Here is a 14398-nt window from a genome sequence, read left to right as displayed (position 1 = left end):
GCGGGACCGACATGAACTACGAGTTTGACTTCAAGGCGGTGCTGGACTACTGGCCTCTTTTCCTCGAGGGGGCCTGGGTCACGCTGAAGCTTGCCTTCTTCGCCACCGTGCTCGGCTTCGTCGTGGGCACGCTCTGCGCGATCGCGCGCACCAGCGGCCCTGCGTGGCTGCGCAACCTGGTCGCGGGCTATGTGGAGCTGATCCGCAACACGCCGCTCCTGATCCAGAGCTACTTCCTGATCTTCGGCATGGCCAGCATCGGCATGAAGCTGCCGATCCTGGTCGGCGCGACGATCGCGCTGGTGGTGAACATCGGCGCCTACACCACCGAGATCATGCGCGCGGGCATCGACTCGATCCAGCGCGGCCAGCTCGAAGCGGCCGAATGCCTTGGCTTGTCGCGCCTGCAGGTCTACCTGCACGTGGTGCTGCGCCCTGCGATGGAGCGCGTGTACCCGGCGCTTGCCAGCCAGTACGTGCTGCTGATGCTGGCCTCCAGCATCCTGTCGTCGGTCGGCGTGGAAGAGCTCTTCGGCATCTCGAACCGCGTGCAGAGCGACACCTTCCGCAACTTCGAAGTCTTCGTGACGCTCGGCATCGTGTACCTCGCGCTGTCGCTGCTGATGCGAGTGGGCTTCTGGCTGCTGAACCTCGTGCTCTTCACGCGCCGCCGCAAGCTCGGCACTCCGATCTGAGGAGCCCGACATGAACATGCAATACCTCGGGTCCCTGCTGCAGGGGCTGTGGGGCACCGTGCTCCTGAGCGCGCTGACCTTCCTCTTCGGCGGCCTGCTGGGCCTTGTGATCGCGCTGTGCCGCATCTCGCCGAGCCGCGGCATGGCGAGCGCCACCAGCGCCTACATCCAGTTCATGCAGGGCATGCCGCTGCTGGTGCTGATGGGCTTGTGCTTCTACGGACCGAGCCTGCTGGGCTTCCAGTCGGTGCATCCGCTGGCGGCGGCCACCTTCGCGATGACGCTCTATGCGGCGTCCTACCTCGGCGAGATCTGGCGCGGCTGCCTGCAGGCGGTGGCCAAGTCGCAGTGGGAAGCGGCGGAATGCCTCGGCTTCTCGCGCTGGCAGCGCATGCGCCTGGTGATCCTTCCGCAGGGACTGCGCATCGCGACGCCGCCCACGGTGGGCTTCATGGTGCAGATCGTCAAGAACACCTCGGTGGCCTCGCTGGTCGTCGGCTTCGCGGAGCTTTCCTACAACGCGAAGGTGCTCAACAACACCACCTTCCAGCCCTTCGTCTACTTCGGCCTCGCGGGCCTCATGTATTTCGCCGTCTGCTATCCGCTGTCGCGCCAGGCGCGCAAGCTCGAAAGGAAACTCAATGTCAGCCGTCGTTGAACTCAGGAACATCCACAAGACCTTCGGCGCGAACCACGTGCTGCGCGGCGTCAGCTTCGAGGTCCATCGCGGGCAGGTCGCGGCCATCATCGGCCAGAGCGGTTCGGGCAAGAGCACCGCGCTGCGCTGCATGGACCGGCTCGAAACCATCGACAGCGGCGAGCTGAACGTCTGCGGCCATGCGCTGCACGATCCGAAGGTCGACCTGAAGCCGCTTCGGCGCGATGTCGGCATCGTGTTCCAGAGCTACAACCTCTTCCCGTACCTCACGGTGGAGCAGAACGTGACGCTCGCGCCGCGCGCCGTGAAGGGCATGAAGGCCTCGGACGCGCAGGAGATCGCGGCCGCGGTGCTGGCCAAGGTCGGGCTCAAGGAAAAGATGGGCGCCTATCCCGAGCAGCTCTCGGGCGGCCAGCAGCAGCGCGTGGCGATCGCGCGCAGCCTCGCGATGGAGCCCAAGCTGATGCTCTTCGACGAAGTCACCTCCGCACTCGATCCGCAGCTGACCGGCGAAGTGCTGCGCGTGATGGAGCAGCTCGCGGCCGACGGCATGACCATGGTGCTCGTGACCCACGAGATGGCCTTCGCGCGCAACGTGGCGCACCAGGTCATCTACATGCGCGACGGCAAGGTGCACGAAAGCGGTAGCGCCGACATCCTGCGCCAGCCGTCCACGCCCGAACTGGCCAACTTCATCAGTGCGGACGCCTGAATCTCTGTCTGCTTTCACAAGGAACTCCGAAATGAAACGTCGCTCCCTGCTGGCCCTTGCCGCCAGCGCAGCCTGCATCCTGTCCATGGGCGCCGCGCATGCCGACCAGGACACGCTCGCCGCCATCCGCGAAGCCAGGACCCTCCGCGTCGCGCTCGAATTCGGCCGTCCGCCATGGGGCTTCAAGGACGACAGGCTGAAGATGTCGGGCTCGGACATGGAGGCGGCGGAATTGCTGGCTTCCGACCTCGGCGTAAAGCTCGAGATCGTGGAAGTCACCGGGCCCAACCGCATTCCCTTCCTGCAGACGAAGAAGGCCGATGTGGTGCTCTCCACGTTCTCGATCACGCCGGAGCGGCTGAAGGTCATCGACTTCTCGGCGCCGTACGCGAGCGCGGTGCAGATCGTCGGCGCGCCGAAGTCGCTGGCATTGAAGTCCGAAGCCGATCTCAAGGGCAAGCGCGTGGGCGTGACCCGCGCGACCACCGGTGACGTGGAGCTGACCAAGAAGGCCAAGGACCTCGGCGCGGAAGTGGTGCGTTTCGACGACGAATCGACCAACATGACCGCGCTCGCGAGCGGGCAGGTCGACATCGTGATCCAGGAGCCCGCGACGCTCACCGCGGTGGCCGCGCGCAATCCGCAGCGGCAGCTGGAGCCGAAGTTCATCTTCACGCAGTTCCCGGTCGGCATCGGCTTGCGCAAGAACGATCCTGCGCTCAAGAGCTACCTCGACCAGTGGGTCAGGACGCACATGGCCGATGGAAAGCTCAACGCCATCTACCGCAAGTACCACGGGACCGACCTGCCGGCGGAGATCGCGAAGCCGGCCAGCTGAGGGGAGCAACGCCGAACGAAGCCCTGCGGCGGTTGTTCGGCGTTGCCCTGGTTCTGCCTTACTGTGCTTTGGCCTTCGCGATCATGCTGTCGACCCAGGTCATCGCTTCCTGCACGTCGTAGTTGCCGGCGTGGCCCTGATCCCAGGCCAGGGCGTAGTCGACGTCCTGCACCTTGGGATCGGCCTTCAACGCGCGGCTGAGGTTGTACGCGACGGTGAACGAGGTGTCGCGATCGCGCGCGCCCACGCGAATGCGCCAGTGCGGCGTGATGCCGTCGTTCTTGCCCACATAGGCCAGTGCATTGATCATCTTGTACTGGTTGAGCAGGAACGAGCGCTGCGGATTGCCGGCCCAGGTGTAGCCGGTATTTCCGAGGCCGACCCCGGCTTGCGCGTCGGTGCCATTGGCGCCGTCGTTGTGGTTCCAGCCGTACTCGGTGAAGTTGGAGTAGACCAGATCAGGGGTGCCGAACAGGTCGGACTCGCCGCCGGTGTGGTTGACGGTGCCGGCGCCGTCATCGGTCGCGGTTCCTGTTGCGGCTTGGCTTTGGCCTCGCTGGTCGAACGCCGGCACGGCCTTGAGCCTGGCCTGCGTGGCAACGAACTTCAGGTAATTGCGCATATTGAAGCTCGTGACCGTACCGCTGGCATCCGCGCCGATGTAGTCGTTCAGATAGTGCACGGATCCGGAGCCGCCGCCGACTCCGTTGCCCGCGTGATCCCCGTAAGCACCGAAAGCAACGAATGACTTGCCGGCCTTGATCTGCTTTTCGGCCGCCTTCTTTATTTCGACCTGAATGGCGGCCAGCATGTTGTCGGTAGTCAGTTGCGTGCCATCGTCATTCTTCAGGCCCAGGCCGGCCTGGTAAGCCACGAACTTGTTCATCAGTTCGGCGCTGCCGGTGGGGTCCGGATTGGAGGCCCTGATGAGCACGGTGCCGTCCGCGGCCTGGATCGTGCCGGCCTTCTGAGCCGCCTCGACCAGCGCGCGCGAGTCCAGGACATTGAACATCCACTCGTAAGCCAGGTCGGCGCTGCCCATGTCCTGGATCGGGCAGTAGGCCACGACAGCGAAGACGTCGTCCTTGATCGAGCTCTTGCCGTCCTTGTCGATGCCGGCCGCGCCGATGGCCGCGAGGTAGGGGAAATAGTCCTCGTTGTTGCCCGTGGCACCCAGTTGGGTGGATTGCGCGCCGCCACCGCTGGTGCCGTTCACCACGATGCGGCTGGCGTCGCCCGGCATGGTGGCGTCGTTCAGGCGCAGGAAGCGCACGGCCGCCTTGGCGTCGACGATGGCGGCCGGCGCCTTGCCCTGGTAGACGCCGTCCTGGTAGACGCCCGCCGGGGCCGTAGCGCCACGGCTGCGCGAGGCGATGTTGATGTAGACGAAGCCGCGGCTCAGTGCGGCGCCAACCTTGTCCGTGTCGCTGTTGCTCACATAGGCGCGCCCGGCGACCACGTCGGCGCCGGCATAGTTGGCGCTGGTGATCGCCGTCACGCCATCCCAGCCGCCCTTGCCCCCTTGATAGCTGGCAAACCAGCCGCCGTTGTTGACGTTGAAGAAGATGGGGTTGTCCTGCCTGGCTGCATCTTGCTCGCGAACGAAGATGTTCATGTTCTGGTAGCCGCAGCTCTGATTGTCGGCCGCAAAGGGTGCGCCGAGGGCAGGTTGCTGAGCAGCCAGTTTCATCGGGGTGCCGACGTAGCACACCTCTCTGTACCAGCGCACGGGCGTGGCGGTGCCGTCAAGCGTGACGGTGATCGTCGTGTAGGGGGCCTTCGAGGCGTCGAAGGCGAGCTTGTCGTCATAGACGCCCGGCCCGGCGGCAGCCGCGGAAGCAGTCGAGGCGGTGGCCGTGGTGGTGGTCGTGCCCGAGCTGGTCGAGCCCGTCGAGACAGTCGAGCCCGAGCTGCCCGAGCCACCGCCGCAGGCGCCCAGCGATACCAGAATGCAGGCGCCCAGCGCGGTGCGCGAAAGCCGCCCCGGAACGGAGGGCGAGGTGGGGAATTTCATTGTTTGTCTCCTCGGTGGGTTGGGGAACTTGCAAAAAGCACACGCGCGACCTCCGCCACCAGGAGCAAACAAGATGCGTGCTCCCGGTGGCGTCAGTCCTGGTGTCGTGTCAGGCGGGGTTGAGCTGGCGTTGCGCCACGTCGCGCTGACGTGTGCTGAGGATCGCCACTGCCGCGAACGCCGCAGGCAGGGCGAGCATGCCGAGGATGCTGCCGAAGCCCAGGCCCATGCCCAGCAGCGCGCCGCCGAAAGCGGAGCCCAGGATGCTGCCGAAGCGCCCCATGCCCAACATCCAGCTCACGCCGGTGGCCCGTGCGGCGGTGGGATAGCAGCCCGGTGCGAAGGCATTCAGCCCGGTCTGCGCGCCGCTCATGAAGAAACCGGTGCTGAAGACCAGCAAGGTCAGCGCAGGCGACACGGCACCGATGGCGCCGACCACCAGCACGCACAGCGCCCCGGCGAAATAGGCCCCGGCGATCACTCGCGCCGGCTGTGCGCGGTCCATGCACCAGCCGACGATCACGGCGCCGATGGTGCCGCCGATCTGAAACATCGCGGTGACGTTGGCCGCCGTCGCGATCGACAGCCCGGCGTCCTTCATCAGCGTGGGCAGCCAGCCGGTGAGCAGGTAGATCACGAGCAGGCCCATGAAATAGGTGACCCACAGGGCGATGGTCAGCGCGCCGAAGCCCGGCGAGAACAGCACGCCGACGGTCGTGCGACCGGCCACCGGAGGCTCTTGAGAAACGAAGCGGGTGCCGGGCTCGAAGCGGGCGCCGCACACGCGCGCGAGCGTCGCCGCGATGCGCTCGGCGGGCCGGCCCTGCACTGCCATGAGCCGGGCCGATTCGGGCAGCAGCCAGACCAGCAATGGCACCAACGCCAGGGGCAGCACCCCGCCGAAAACGAGGACCGCACGCCAGCCATGCATCGGTATCAATGCACCCGCCACGAACCCGATCAACGCCGACCCCAGGTTGAAGCCGGTGAACATGAGGGTGATCATCAGCGCCCGCTTGCTGGACGGGGCGTATTCGGACAGCAGCGTGGTCGTGTTGGGCATGGCCGCACCGAGGCCGATGCCGGTGAGCAGGCGCAGCGCCGCCATCTCGGTCGGCGAACGGGAGAACGCCGTCGCGATGGTCAGCACGCCGAACAGCAGCACGGAGGTGATCAGCACCAGCTTGCGTCCAACGCGGTCCGATGAGGGGCCCGCCACCAGTGCGCCGATCACGAGGCCGATCGGCGCGGCACTCATCACCAGTCCGAACGCAGGGCGCGAGAGGCCCCACTCCTGCAGGATCGGGGGCGCGACGAATCCCATGATCGCCACGTCCATGCCGTCTGCGGCCACCACGAGGAAGCACAGGATGACGAGAAGCCACTGATAAGTGGATGGAGGCCTGTCGTCGATGAATGCCTTGACATCGACAGTTGCGGGAACCGACATGTGTTTGTCTCCTTTTTGTTGTTGACCGATCAGGTGGCGGCGGCAGTGACCGCGGGCTGGTCCCACTGCAGCGCGCCAGCGTCCTTGCCTGCCACCGAATAGAGGGCGCCCGGCGCATTGCGGGTCTGCTGGAAGTCCTCCAGCGACTGGCCGCGCATGGCGGCGTAGATGTGCAGGTTGGACACACCGACCACTGCACCCAGCTTCTCGAGCATGAAAAAGATGGCCCCGTACTGGATCAGCCCGCGCCAGTCGCGTCGACGGACGAGGTCGCGCTCTGTCGGCGTGAGTTGCGCGCGTTCGAACTCCGCTTCCTGGTCGGCCAGGAAGCGGGCCCGGAACTCCGGCACCACCAGCTCATGCAGGAAGCGGTTGATGCGATAGCCGCGCACGCTGCGCTCGATGGTGAAGGGGTAGCTGCCCTGCAGCCGCTCGGCGCCTGCCAGCTGGGCCGATACCTTCTCGGCGCGGCGGCGCTGTTCCGACGGCGCCGGCGGCGCAGACTGGTTCTCGTAGATCGCGGTGGCGATGCCGGTCATCGAGGGCAGGTAGTAGCCGCGATGCGTGCACTTCACCTGCGCCGACAGCGCACCGCGCATGATCAGCCACATGATCACCTCGGCCCCCTCGACACCGCCCAGTTCGGCGTACTCGGCGTGGGTCATGGCGGCCAGTTGCTCCGGGTCCTGCTCGATCAGGTCGAGGAAGCGCTGGTCCCATTCGGTGTTGTTGAAGCCGGCGCGTTCGCCGTGCACCTGGTGCGAGAGGCCGCCGGTCGCCACGATGGCCACACGCAGGTCCTCGGGGTAGCTCTCGATGGCACGGCGCAGTGCCTGGCCCAAGCGGTAGCACCGGCGCGCCGTGGGGATGGGGAACTGCAGCACGCCGACCTGCAGCGGCACCAGCCGCACCGGCCATGCGGACCCGCTGTGCGGGCACAGGATCGACAGCGGCGAGAAGCAGCCATGGTCCAGTGCCTTGTCCTGGAAGAAGGACATGTCGAACTCGTCGGCCATCAGCGAACGGCCCAGGTGCTCGGCGAAGGCCGGGTCGCCCTGGATCGCCGGCAGGTCGCGCGCGCCTGCGCCCTCGTCGGCCACCGCCCACTGCGGGCCGACGCCGAGCGTGAAGGCCGAGTAGTGGTCGAAGAAGAAGGAGGTGACGTGGTCGTTGTAGACGAACAGCAGCACGTCGGGCCTGCGCTCGTCGATCCAGTCGCGCAGCGGCTGGAAGGTTTCGAAGATGGGCGCCCACACCGGGTCGTTGCCCTTGTCGCGGTCGACGGCGAAGCCGATGGTGGGCGTGTGGGATGCAGCAATGCCGCCGATGAGGGTGGCCAAATGAGTCTCCTGAGATTGCAGACGGACTACCGTCAGTTCGATCCCGCACGGTTATCACGTGGAGTGACACCGGCGGACCACCGGAGCGTGGAACGCACTCGGTGGCGCAGGCGAGTCTAGGAAAGGGACCCCCGACCACGGAAGATGTCAGGATGGCGGCCTTGATAACCAGCAGATATCATGGTTTTCATGAAGCTCAGTCATCTGCGTGCTTTCACAGCCGCCCTGGAAGAAGGAAGCCTGCGCGCCGCCGCAAAGCGGCTCGGGCTCTCGCAGCCCGCCCTGAGCAAGATGATGCGGGAGCTGGAGCGCGAGCTGTCGACCACCCTGCTGTTGCGTTCGCGCGGCGGCGTGACGGGCACCACCGCCGGAATGGTGCTGTACGAAAGGGCACGCGCCGCCGACCGCGAGTTGAGCCAGGCCGCCGATCAGATTCGCCAGCTCGGCGGCGGCATGACCGGCACGCTCACCATCGGTGCCGTGCCCCTGGCCGTGATGCTGCTGGTCCCGGAGGCCTTGCGCACCTTCGGCCGGGAGTTCCCGCAGATCCAGCTGCGCGTGATCGAGGAGCTGTACATCGCGCAACTGGCACCGCTGCGCAAGGGCGAGGTGGACATCGCGCTGGGACCGCTTCCGGAGCAGATTCCGCCGGGGGAATTCACGGTGGAGCCGCTGATGCCCATCGCCATGGTCGTGGTCGTGCGCCGGGGCAATCCCCTGGCCCGGGCCCGGCATCTGGCCGAGCTGGCCGAGGCGCGCTGGGTCTATACCGGCGCCTCAGCCGAGTCGGGCTATGCGCGTGTGCTGTTCGAGCGCAACGGACTCGCGCCACCACCGGCCGGCGCGCTGGTGAACTCCACGCTGGGACTGCTGTCGATCATCGCCAGCGGCAACATCGTCGGCCTGCTTCCGCAGCAGATCGCCGCGCACCCGTTCGCGCAGCAGCACCTGGAGACGGTGCAGATCGCCGAAGGTCCCCTGCAATTGAGCCTGGGCGCGCTGGCGCGCAGCGGCTCGGCCCTCAAGCCGAGCGTGCGTCACTTCCTGACCCATTTGCATCGCGCTGCGCATCACCTGCACGTGCCGAGTCCATAGGCCGAGTTGCCGGGTTCAGACTCGAAAGCGCTCGACCGCCCGAAGATCGAGCGAGAAGCCCAGCCCCACGCCTTGCGGCACACGAACCCGGCCTTCATGCGGCAGCGGCGTTCCGCCAACCGCGATGTCCGCATGCGGCCGCACGTAGAGATGCTCGAACAGCGGCTCGCCGGGCAAGACCGAGGAGACATGCAGCGTGGCGAAGTAGCCGGGACCGAAATAGGGCGAGTGAGGCATCACCGCAACGCCGTGCGACTGCGCGACTTGTGCGGACGCCATGAATTCGCTGACGCCGCCCACCTTGATCACCGAAGGCTGCGCGAAGCTCACCGCCTTGGCTTCCACCATACGCGCGAACTCATGGCGCGTGCAGGCGTTTTCGCCAGCCCCGACAGGGAACTCGCGATTGAGCTCGGCCTGGTTGCGGATGTCCTCGGGCGGGAACACCGGTTCCTCGACCCACTGGGCGTTGATGTCGCGTAGCACGCCGATCCGCTCGCGGGCGACTTCGGGCGTCCATGCGCAATTGACGTCGACGGAAATGCCGATGTCTGGACCGCACGCCGCACGGCCCGCGCGAATGACCTCGGGATCGACTTCGTGCAACTTGACGTAGCGGTAGCCTTCACGGACCGCATCTCGGCAGTGCTTGTCCACGAGGGACGCATCGCCGTAGCGCACGAGGCTCGCATAGGCCGTGAGGCTCTCACGCGCGGAGCCGAGGAGGGCGTGCAGCGGCACGCCGCGCGCCTGCGCCGCGAGATCCCACAGCGCGATGTCGAAACCCGAGATCGCGAACATCGCGATGCCGTAGCGGCCGAAGATGTGCAACCGCTGCTGCACCTCCAGCGTCAGTGTCTCGGGCCGTTCGGGCAGATCGCGGCCCTGCACCAGCGGTGCGACCATGTCGCGCGCGGCGGCGGCCACGGCGGTGCGGCACGAGTAGGCAAAGCATTCACCCCAGCCCACGAGGCCGGTGTCGGTTTCGAGCCGCACCAGCACCATGTCGAACGTGGTCCACTTGCCCGGCGCGTGGATCGGCGTCCCGCTGCCGTCGTCGAAAGGGACGACCGCCTCGATCACATCGATCTTCGCGATCTTCATGCGCGTGATTCCTGCGGGCGCAACAGGCGCTGCGTATCGCCGACGTACTCGGACTCCGAGAACATGCCGCCGAGCGTGACCTCCGACGGCTTGCGCGCAGCGTCCGAGCCGGGGGCCGGCTGCGGGTCTTCCGCGAGCACGCGCTCGTCCCATCCCTCGGAACTGTCCTTCGGCAGATAGCCGAGCCGGTAGGCCGAGGCGTTGTCGTAGTGCCGGCCGCTCGCATCCGAGATGCCGTAGACGATCTCGAAGACCAGGTCGGGCCGTTCGATGCCGATGCTCACAAGCTGCGCGAGGTCCCGGAAGCTGATCCAGCTGCCGAGGCGGCGGCGGTCGATCGGTTTCGTGTTGACGTTGCCGATGCGGATCGCGAGCACCGGCAGGCCGTACTTGTACGCATAGAGCGCGCCGATCGATTCGCCAAAGGCCTTGCCCACCGCATACCGGCTGTCGGGCCGCAGGATTGCCGTGTCGCCCATCAGCGGGCCATGCGGGCTGCGCGGCTGCAGCCCGACGACGTGGTGCGAGCTCGCATAGATCACGCGCTTGACGCCCGCGGCGCGTGCGGCGTCGAAGAGGCTGATCGTGCCCTCGACGCTCAGGTGCACCTGGTCTTTCCATGGCGCGTCGGTGGTGCACGCGGCCAGATGGACAACCGCGTCGCACCCCTCCAAATGCTGCGTCAGCGCGGCCTGATCGGTGATGTCTACCACTGCCGTGGTTTCGTTGGGCGCGGGGTTGGCGATCGGTTGCAGGTCGAGCGAAACGACCGCGTAGCCCTGCTCCAGAAGTTGCTGGCGCAGCCCGGTCCCGACGAGACCGGCTGCACCGGTGATGGCAATGCGTTTCATGCGAAGTGTCTCCTTGCGATGGCTTGGAAGAATTGTCGGAAATCCCTCGCCTCGCAGGTCGTTGCTTCGCGGCACGCGTCGCCGATCCGTACCAGATGGCGGGACTGCCGATGGCCTTCAGGGCCGCTTGCCGAACTCTTCGGTCTCAGGCGTCCAGCGCTGCGCCTGCTCGCTCAGCGTGAAGCCGAGGCCCGGGCGGTCGGAGACGTACATGCGCCCATCCTTGAGATGCATCTGCTCGTTGAAGAGCGGGCCGAGCCATTCGAAATGCTCGAGCCAAGGCTCGATGCCGTAGGCAGCAGCGAGATGCAGGTGGATCTCCATCGCGAAGTGGGGCGCAAGCTTGCGCTGCTTGAATTCGCCGAGGGCCATGATCTTCAGGAAGGGCGTGATGCCGCCCACGCGCGGCGCATCCGGCTGGATGAAGTCGGTGCCCGCGAGGATCAGTTGCGCATGCTCGTCGAACGAGGTGAGCATCTCGCCGGTCGCGATCGCCGTGTCGAAGCGCTCGGCGAGCTGGCCATGCCCTTCGAAGTCATGCGCGTCGAGCGGCTCCTCGATCCAGGTGAGGTCGAACTCCTCGAAGGCGCGGCAGGCGCGCGTGGCCTTCTGCCGGTCCCACTGCTGGTTGGCATCGACCATCAGCGGGAAGCCGTCGCCGAGCAGCTTGCGCACCGCCCGCACGCGCTCGATGTCGATCGACAGGTCGGGCTGGCCGACCTTGAGCTTGATGCCGCCGATGCCGCTCTCGCGCGAGATCGCGACGTTCTTGAGCACCTGGTCCAGCGGCGTGTGCAGGTAGCCGCCCGAGGTGTTGTAGCACTGCACCGAATCGCGCTGCGCGCCCAGCAGCTTCGCCAGCGGCAGGCCGGCGCGCTTGGCCTTCATGTCCCACAGCGCGATGTCGAAGGGCGCGATGGCCTGCGTCGTGAGGCCGCTGCGGCCCATGCTCGCGCCGGCCCACAAGAGCTTGGTGAAGAGGCGCGAGATGTCGTTCGGGTCTTCGCCGATGAGGTTCGGCGCGAGCTCCTTGGCATGCGCGTACATGCCCGGCCCACCGGCGCGCTTCGAGTAGCCGAAGCCGATGCCTTCATGGCCGTCGCGCGTGCGGATCTCGGCGAAGATGAAGGCGATCTCGGTCAGCGGCTTCTGGCGGCCGGTGAGCACCTTGGCGTCGCTGACCGGCGTGGCCAGCGGCAGGTAGGTCAGCGACAGCCTGATCCACTCGATGCGGTCGCCGGTGTCGGCGGCGGTGCGGGCGTCCGCGCCCACCTTGGCGTAGGAGACGATGTTCGATTCGACGGCTTGCATGGGGAAGGTCCTTGAGATGAAGTGATTAGGGATGGAAGGGCGCGGCTCATTCGGCCTTGAGGCCGCCCACGCGGATGACTTCGGACCAGCGCGCCACTTCGCTGTTCACGAAGCGGGTGTAGTCGGGCGGATTCGAGGTCGAAACGATGAAGCCGCTGCGCTCGAGCTTCGCGCGCGCCGCCGGTTCGGCGAAGGCCTTGGCCATCGCCGCCTGCAGCTTGTCGATCACCGCCTGGGGCGTTCCCTTGGGCGCCGACAAGCCGGTCCACGACACCGCGCTGAAACCCGGATAGCCGGACTCGGCCACCGTGGGCACGTCGGGGTACAGCGGGTTGCGCTGCGCGCTCGTCACCACCAGGGCGCGCAGCTTGCCGGCCTTCACGTGGGGCAGAACGACATCCTGGTTGGTGAACATGCCTGGAATCTGGTTGGCCAGCACGTCATTGAGTGCCGGGGCTCCACCTTTGTACGGAATGCCGACCATGTCCAGTCCCGCGCTCTGCTTGAGGTATTCGGTGGTCAGGTGGCCGGACGACGCGGTCACCTGCCCGTAGCTGAACTTGCCCGGGTTGGCCTTCACCCAGGCGACGAACTCCTGGAATGTCTTGGCCGGAAAGCTCGGATTCACCACCAGCACGTTCGGCCCGGCCGCGAGTTGCGAGATGTGGACGAAGTCGGACTCCGCATAGCCCGGCTTGGGCGCCGTGAAGCCGTGGATGACCGCGTTGGTCCCGATGCCCGACAGCAGCAGCGTGTAGCCGTCGGGCGCCGCCCTGGCGGCCAGTTCGGTGCCGATCGCGCCGCCGGCGCCGCCCCGGTTGTCGACGATGAAGGGCTGCTTGAGCTCCTTGCCGAGCTCATCGGCGATGAGCCGGCCCATGATGTCGCTGGTGCCGCCGGCCGGGAAGGGAACGATGATCTTCACCGGCCGGTTCGGGTAGTCGCTGGCGGCCTGCGCGGATGTCCCCAGCGCGAAGAGGCCGAGCACGAGGGCAGCGGCACAGAGCAGTCGTCGATGCATGGTGAAGTCTCCTGTTCGAATGAGTGCGTGATGAAATCGCTTTCATTTTGAGCGCTGAATCGGCGGCCGGCACGGAGCTCGGGAGCGCGCCGGGGCGCCGCGTCCCGGCCAGTGGGAATTGGCCTCGGCGTGGCGCAAGGGTTTTCACGGAGGGCAGGGCGCCGGGAGTGAAAACGCTTTCATCTCGGCCCATCAACGGCCGGACCGCGGGCTATAGTCGAGGCCAGCATGACGAACGCCACCGGCTCCATCTCCCGCGCGCGCATGAGCGATGTGGCGCAGGCTGCCGGGGTCTCGCTGGTCACGGTGTCCCGCGCGGTCAATGCACCCGACAAGCTGGCGCCCGAAACGCTCGCGGTGGTGCGGGCAGCCATCGAACGGCTCGGCTACGTGCCCAACCTGACGGCCGGAAGCCTCGCTTCCAGCCGCTCGCGCATCGTGGCGGCGGTGGTGCCGACGATCTCCAATCCCGTCTTCTCGGAAACCATCGAGGCGCTGACCCAGACGCTCGCCGAGTCCGGCCACCAGCTGCTGCTGGGCCAGAGCGCCTACCGCGGCGCGGAGGAGGCGGCGCTGGTCGATGCCTTCCTCGGCCGCCGGGTGGACGGGCTGGTGCTGACCGGCTGCAACCAGAGCCCGGCGCTGATCGTGCGCCTGAAGCGCGCCGGCTTGCCGGTGGTGCAGACCTGGGACCTGCCCGACAACGGCGCGGCGCTCGTCGACATGGTGGTGGGCTTCTCCAACCGCGACGCCGGCCGGCTCGCGGCGCGCCATCTGATCGAGCGCGGGTGCCGCTCGCTCGGCTTCATCGGTGCCGAGGAAGACCGGTCACGCCGCCGGCTCGACGGCTTCAAGGCCGAGGCGGCGAAGCTGGGCGTGCGCACGGTCGCTGCCGAGCTGATCCGTCCGCCCGCGCAGATGGATCAAGCCGGCGCGCGGCTCCAGCAGCTCGTTGCGCGCCAACCCGATCTGGACGGCGTGTTCTGCAACAACGACCTGCTCGCGGCCGCGGTGCTCTTCGAATGCCACCGCGTGCGCTGTCCGGTGCCGAGGAAGCTCGCAGTCCTCGGCTTCGGCGACCAGCCGGTGGCGCGCGCCGCGACACCGCAGTTGTCCACGATACGAATCCGCCGCGCCGAGATGGGCGAGCGCGCGGGCCAGATGCTGCTGACGCGGCTTGCGGGCGAAGCGCCGGAAGCGCAATGCATCGACCTCGGCTTCGAGATCGTCGCCCGGGACAGCACGTGACGGATTCGCGAGCAGCGCACTCCTGTACACTGCGGCCCCATGTCGTGCCATCCATTCCAGA

13 protein-coding genes are annotated in these 14398 nt (G+C 67.0%); 6 read left to right on the top strand and 7 right to left on the bottom strand.

Annotated elements, in window-relative coordinates:
• Window positions 1-11 precede the first annotated feature (11 nt).
• Genes VAR608DRAFT_RS03560 through VAR608DRAFT_RS03545 form a run of 4 tightly spaced genes read left to right on the top strand, consistent with a single transcriptional unit; the run spans window position 12 to window position 2903 of the window.
• Window positions 12-695: an amino acid ABC transporter permease gene (locus VAR608DRAFT_RS03560; protein ID WP_088952814.1), complete on the top strand. Its 684-nt coding sequence runs from the start codon at window positions 12-14 to the stop codon at window positions 693-695.
• 10 nt (window positions 696-705) lie between these two features.
• The gene (locus tag VAR608DRAFT_RS03555; RefSeq protein WP_088952813.1) at window positions 706-1353 is read left to right on the top strand and encodes an amino acid ABC transporter permease; all 648 of its coding nucleotides are present in this window, start codon (window positions 706-708) and stop codon (window positions 1351-1353) included.
• The gene (locus tag VAR608DRAFT_RS03550; RefSeq protein ID WP_088952812.1) at window positions 1337-2065 is read left to right on the top strand and encodes an amino acid ABC transporter ATP-binding protein; all 729 of its coding nucleotides are present in this window, start codon (window positions 1337-1339) and stop codon (window positions 2063-2065) included. The genes VAR608DRAFT_RS03555 and VAR608DRAFT_RS03550 overlap by 17 nt, the downstream gene beginning before the upstream one ends.
• Before the next feature lie 31 nt (window positions 2066-2096).
• Window positions 2097-2903, top strand: a complete 807-nt coding sequence (locus VAR608DRAFT_RS03545; RefSeq protein ID WP_088952811.1) for a transporter substrate-binding domain-containing protein — start codon at window positions 2097-2099, stop codon at window positions 2901-2903.
• A gap of 58 nt (window positions 2904-2961) precedes the next feature.
• Here the strand turns inward: VAR608DRAFT_RS03545 and VAR608DRAFT_RS03540 are convergent, their stop codons facing one another.
• The 3 genes from VAR608DRAFT_RS03540 to VAR608DRAFT_RS03530 all read right to left on the bottom strand — a co-directional run bounded on the left by VAR608DRAFT_RS03540 (window position 2962) and on the right by VAR608DRAFT_RS03530 (window position 7707).
• Window positions 2962-4917, bottom strand: coding sequence for a subtype B tannase (locus VAR608DRAFT_RS03540; protein ID WP_197700465.1), 1956 nt, complete (start codon window positions 4915-4917; stop codon window positions 2962-2964).
• Between the two features lie 109 nt (window positions 4918-5026).
• Window positions 5027-6367, bottom strand: coding sequence for an MFS transporter (locus tag VAR608DRAFT_RS03535; RefSeq protein WP_088952810.1), 1341 nt, complete (start codon window positions 6365-6367; stop codon window positions 5027-5029).
• Between the two features lie 29 nt (window positions 6368-6396).
• Window positions 6397-7707 (bottom strand): gallate dioxygenase, encoded by a 1311-nt coding sequence (locus VAR608DRAFT_RS03530; protein ID WP_088952809.1) that lies wholly within the window; start codon window positions 7705-7707, stop codon window positions 6397-6399.
• A gap of 180 nt (window positions 7708-7887) precedes the next feature.
• Here VAR608DRAFT_RS03530 and VAR608DRAFT_RS03525 point away from each other — a divergent pair, with 180 nt between their 5' ends.
• Window positions 7888-8802, top strand: coding sequence for a LysR family transcriptional regulator (locus tag VAR608DRAFT_RS03525; protein WP_231973186.1), 915 nt, complete (start codon window positions 7888-7890; stop codon window positions 8800-8802).
• A gap of 15 nt (window positions 8803-8817) precedes the next feature.
• Here the strand turns inward: VAR608DRAFT_RS03525 and VAR608DRAFT_RS03520 are convergent, their stop codons facing one another.
• From VAR608DRAFT_RS03520 to VAR608DRAFT_RS03505, 4 genes are all read right to left on the bottom strand, one after another.
• Window positions 8818-9906, bottom strand: a complete 1089-nt coding sequence (locus VAR608DRAFT_RS03520; RefSeq protein ID WP_172843797.1) for a mandelate racemase/muconate lactonizing enzyme family protein — start codon at window positions 9904-9906, stop codon at window positions 8818-8820.
• Window positions 9903-10757 carry an NAD-dependent epimerase/dehydratase family protein gene (locus VAR608DRAFT_RS03515; RefSeq protein WP_088952807.1) on the bottom strand — a complete coding sequence of 285 codons (855 nt, stop codon included), beginning with the start codon at window positions 10755-10757 and terminating at the stop codon, window positions 9903-9905. Before VAR608DRAFT_RS03515 ends, VAR608DRAFT_RS03520 begins: the two co-directional genes overlap by 4 nt.
• A gap of 117 nt (window positions 10758-10874) precedes the next feature.
• Window positions 10875-12068: an L-talarate/galactarate dehydratase gene (locus VAR608DRAFT_RS03510; protein ID WP_088952806.1), complete on the bottom strand. Its 1194-nt coding sequence runs from the start codon at window positions 12066-12068 to the stop codon at window positions 10875-10877.
• Window positions 12069-12114: 46 nt separating this feature from the next.
• Window positions 12115-13089, bottom strand: a complete 975-nt coding sequence (locus VAR608DRAFT_RS03505) for a Bug family tripartite tricarboxylate transporter substrate binding protein (protein WP_088952805.1) — start codon at window positions 13087-13089, stop codon at window positions 12115-12117.
• Between the two features lie 228 nt (window positions 13090-13317).
• On the opposite strand from VAR608DRAFT_RS03505, the gene VAR608DRAFT_RS03500 reads away from it, so the two are divergent.
• Window positions 13318-14337 (top strand): LacI family DNA-binding transcriptional regulator, encoded by a 1020-nt coding sequence (locus tag VAR608DRAFT_RS03500; RefSeq protein WP_088952804.1) that lies wholly within the window; start codon window positions 13318-13320, stop codon window positions 14335-14337.
• Window positions 14338-14398: the final 61 nt, after the last annotated feature.

The sequence above is a fragment of the Variovorax sp. HW608 genome, from assembly GCF_900090195.1.
Lineage (GTDB): Bacteria > Pseudomonadota > Gammaproteobacteria > Burkholderiales > Burkholderiaceae_C > Variovorax.
Note: the sequence above shows the minus strand (reverse complement) of the source record. Positions and strands in the feature narration are given on the sequence as shown.

Bases quoted from the DNA above. Each gene is read 5' to 3' on its own strand.
- VAR608DRAFT_RS03560 (WP_088952814.1), top strand. From the start codon at position 12: ATGAACTACGAGTTTGACTTCAAGGCGGTGCTGGACTACTGGCCTCTT.
- VAR608DRAFT_RS03555 (WP_088952813.1), top strand. From the start codon at position 706: ATGAACATGCAATACCTCGGGTCCCTGCTGCAGGGGCTGTGGGGCACC.
- VAR608DRAFT_RS03550 (WP_088952812.1), top strand. From the start codon at position 1,337: ATGTCAGCCGTCGTTGAACTCAGGAACATCCACAAGACCTTCGGCGCG.
- VAR608DRAFT_RS03545 (WP_088952811.1), top strand. From the start codon at position 2,097: ATGAAACGTCGCTCCCTGCTGGCCCTTGCCGCCAGCGCAGCCTGCATC.
- VAR608DRAFT_RS03540 (WP_197700465.1), bottom strand. From the start codon at position 4,917: ATGAAATTCCCCACCTCGCCCTCCGTTCCGGGGCGGCTTTCGCGCACC.
- VAR608DRAFT_RS03535 (WP_088952810.1), bottom strand. From the start codon at position 6,367: ATGTCGGTTCCCGCAACTGTCGATGTCAAGGCATTCATCGACGACAGG.
- VAR608DRAFT_RS03525 (WP_231973186.1), top strand. From the start codon at position 7,888: ATGGTTTTCATGAAGCTCAGTCATCTGCGTGCTTTCACAGCCGCCCTG.
- VAR608DRAFT_RS03520 (WP_172843797.1), bottom strand. From the start codon at position 9,906: ATGAAGATCGCGAAGATCGATGTGATCGAGGCGGTCGTCCCTTTCGAC.
- VAR608DRAFT_RS03515 (WP_088952807.1), bottom strand. From the start codon at position 10,757: ATGAAACGCATTGCCATCACCGGTGCAGCCGGTCTCGTCGGGACCGGG.
- VAR608DRAFT_RS03510 (WP_088952806.1), bottom strand. From the start codon at position 12,068: ATGCAAGCCGTCGAATCGAACATCGTCTCCTACGCCAAGGTGGGCGCG.
- VAR608DRAFT_RS03505 (WP_088952805.1), bottom strand. From the start codon at position 13,089: ATGCATCGACGACTGCTCTGTGCCGCTGCCCTCGTGCTCGGCCTCTTC.
- VAR608DRAFT_RS03500 (WP_088952804.1), top strand. From the start codon at position 13,318: ATGACGAACGCCACCGGCTCCATCTCCCGCGCGCGCATGAGCGATGTG.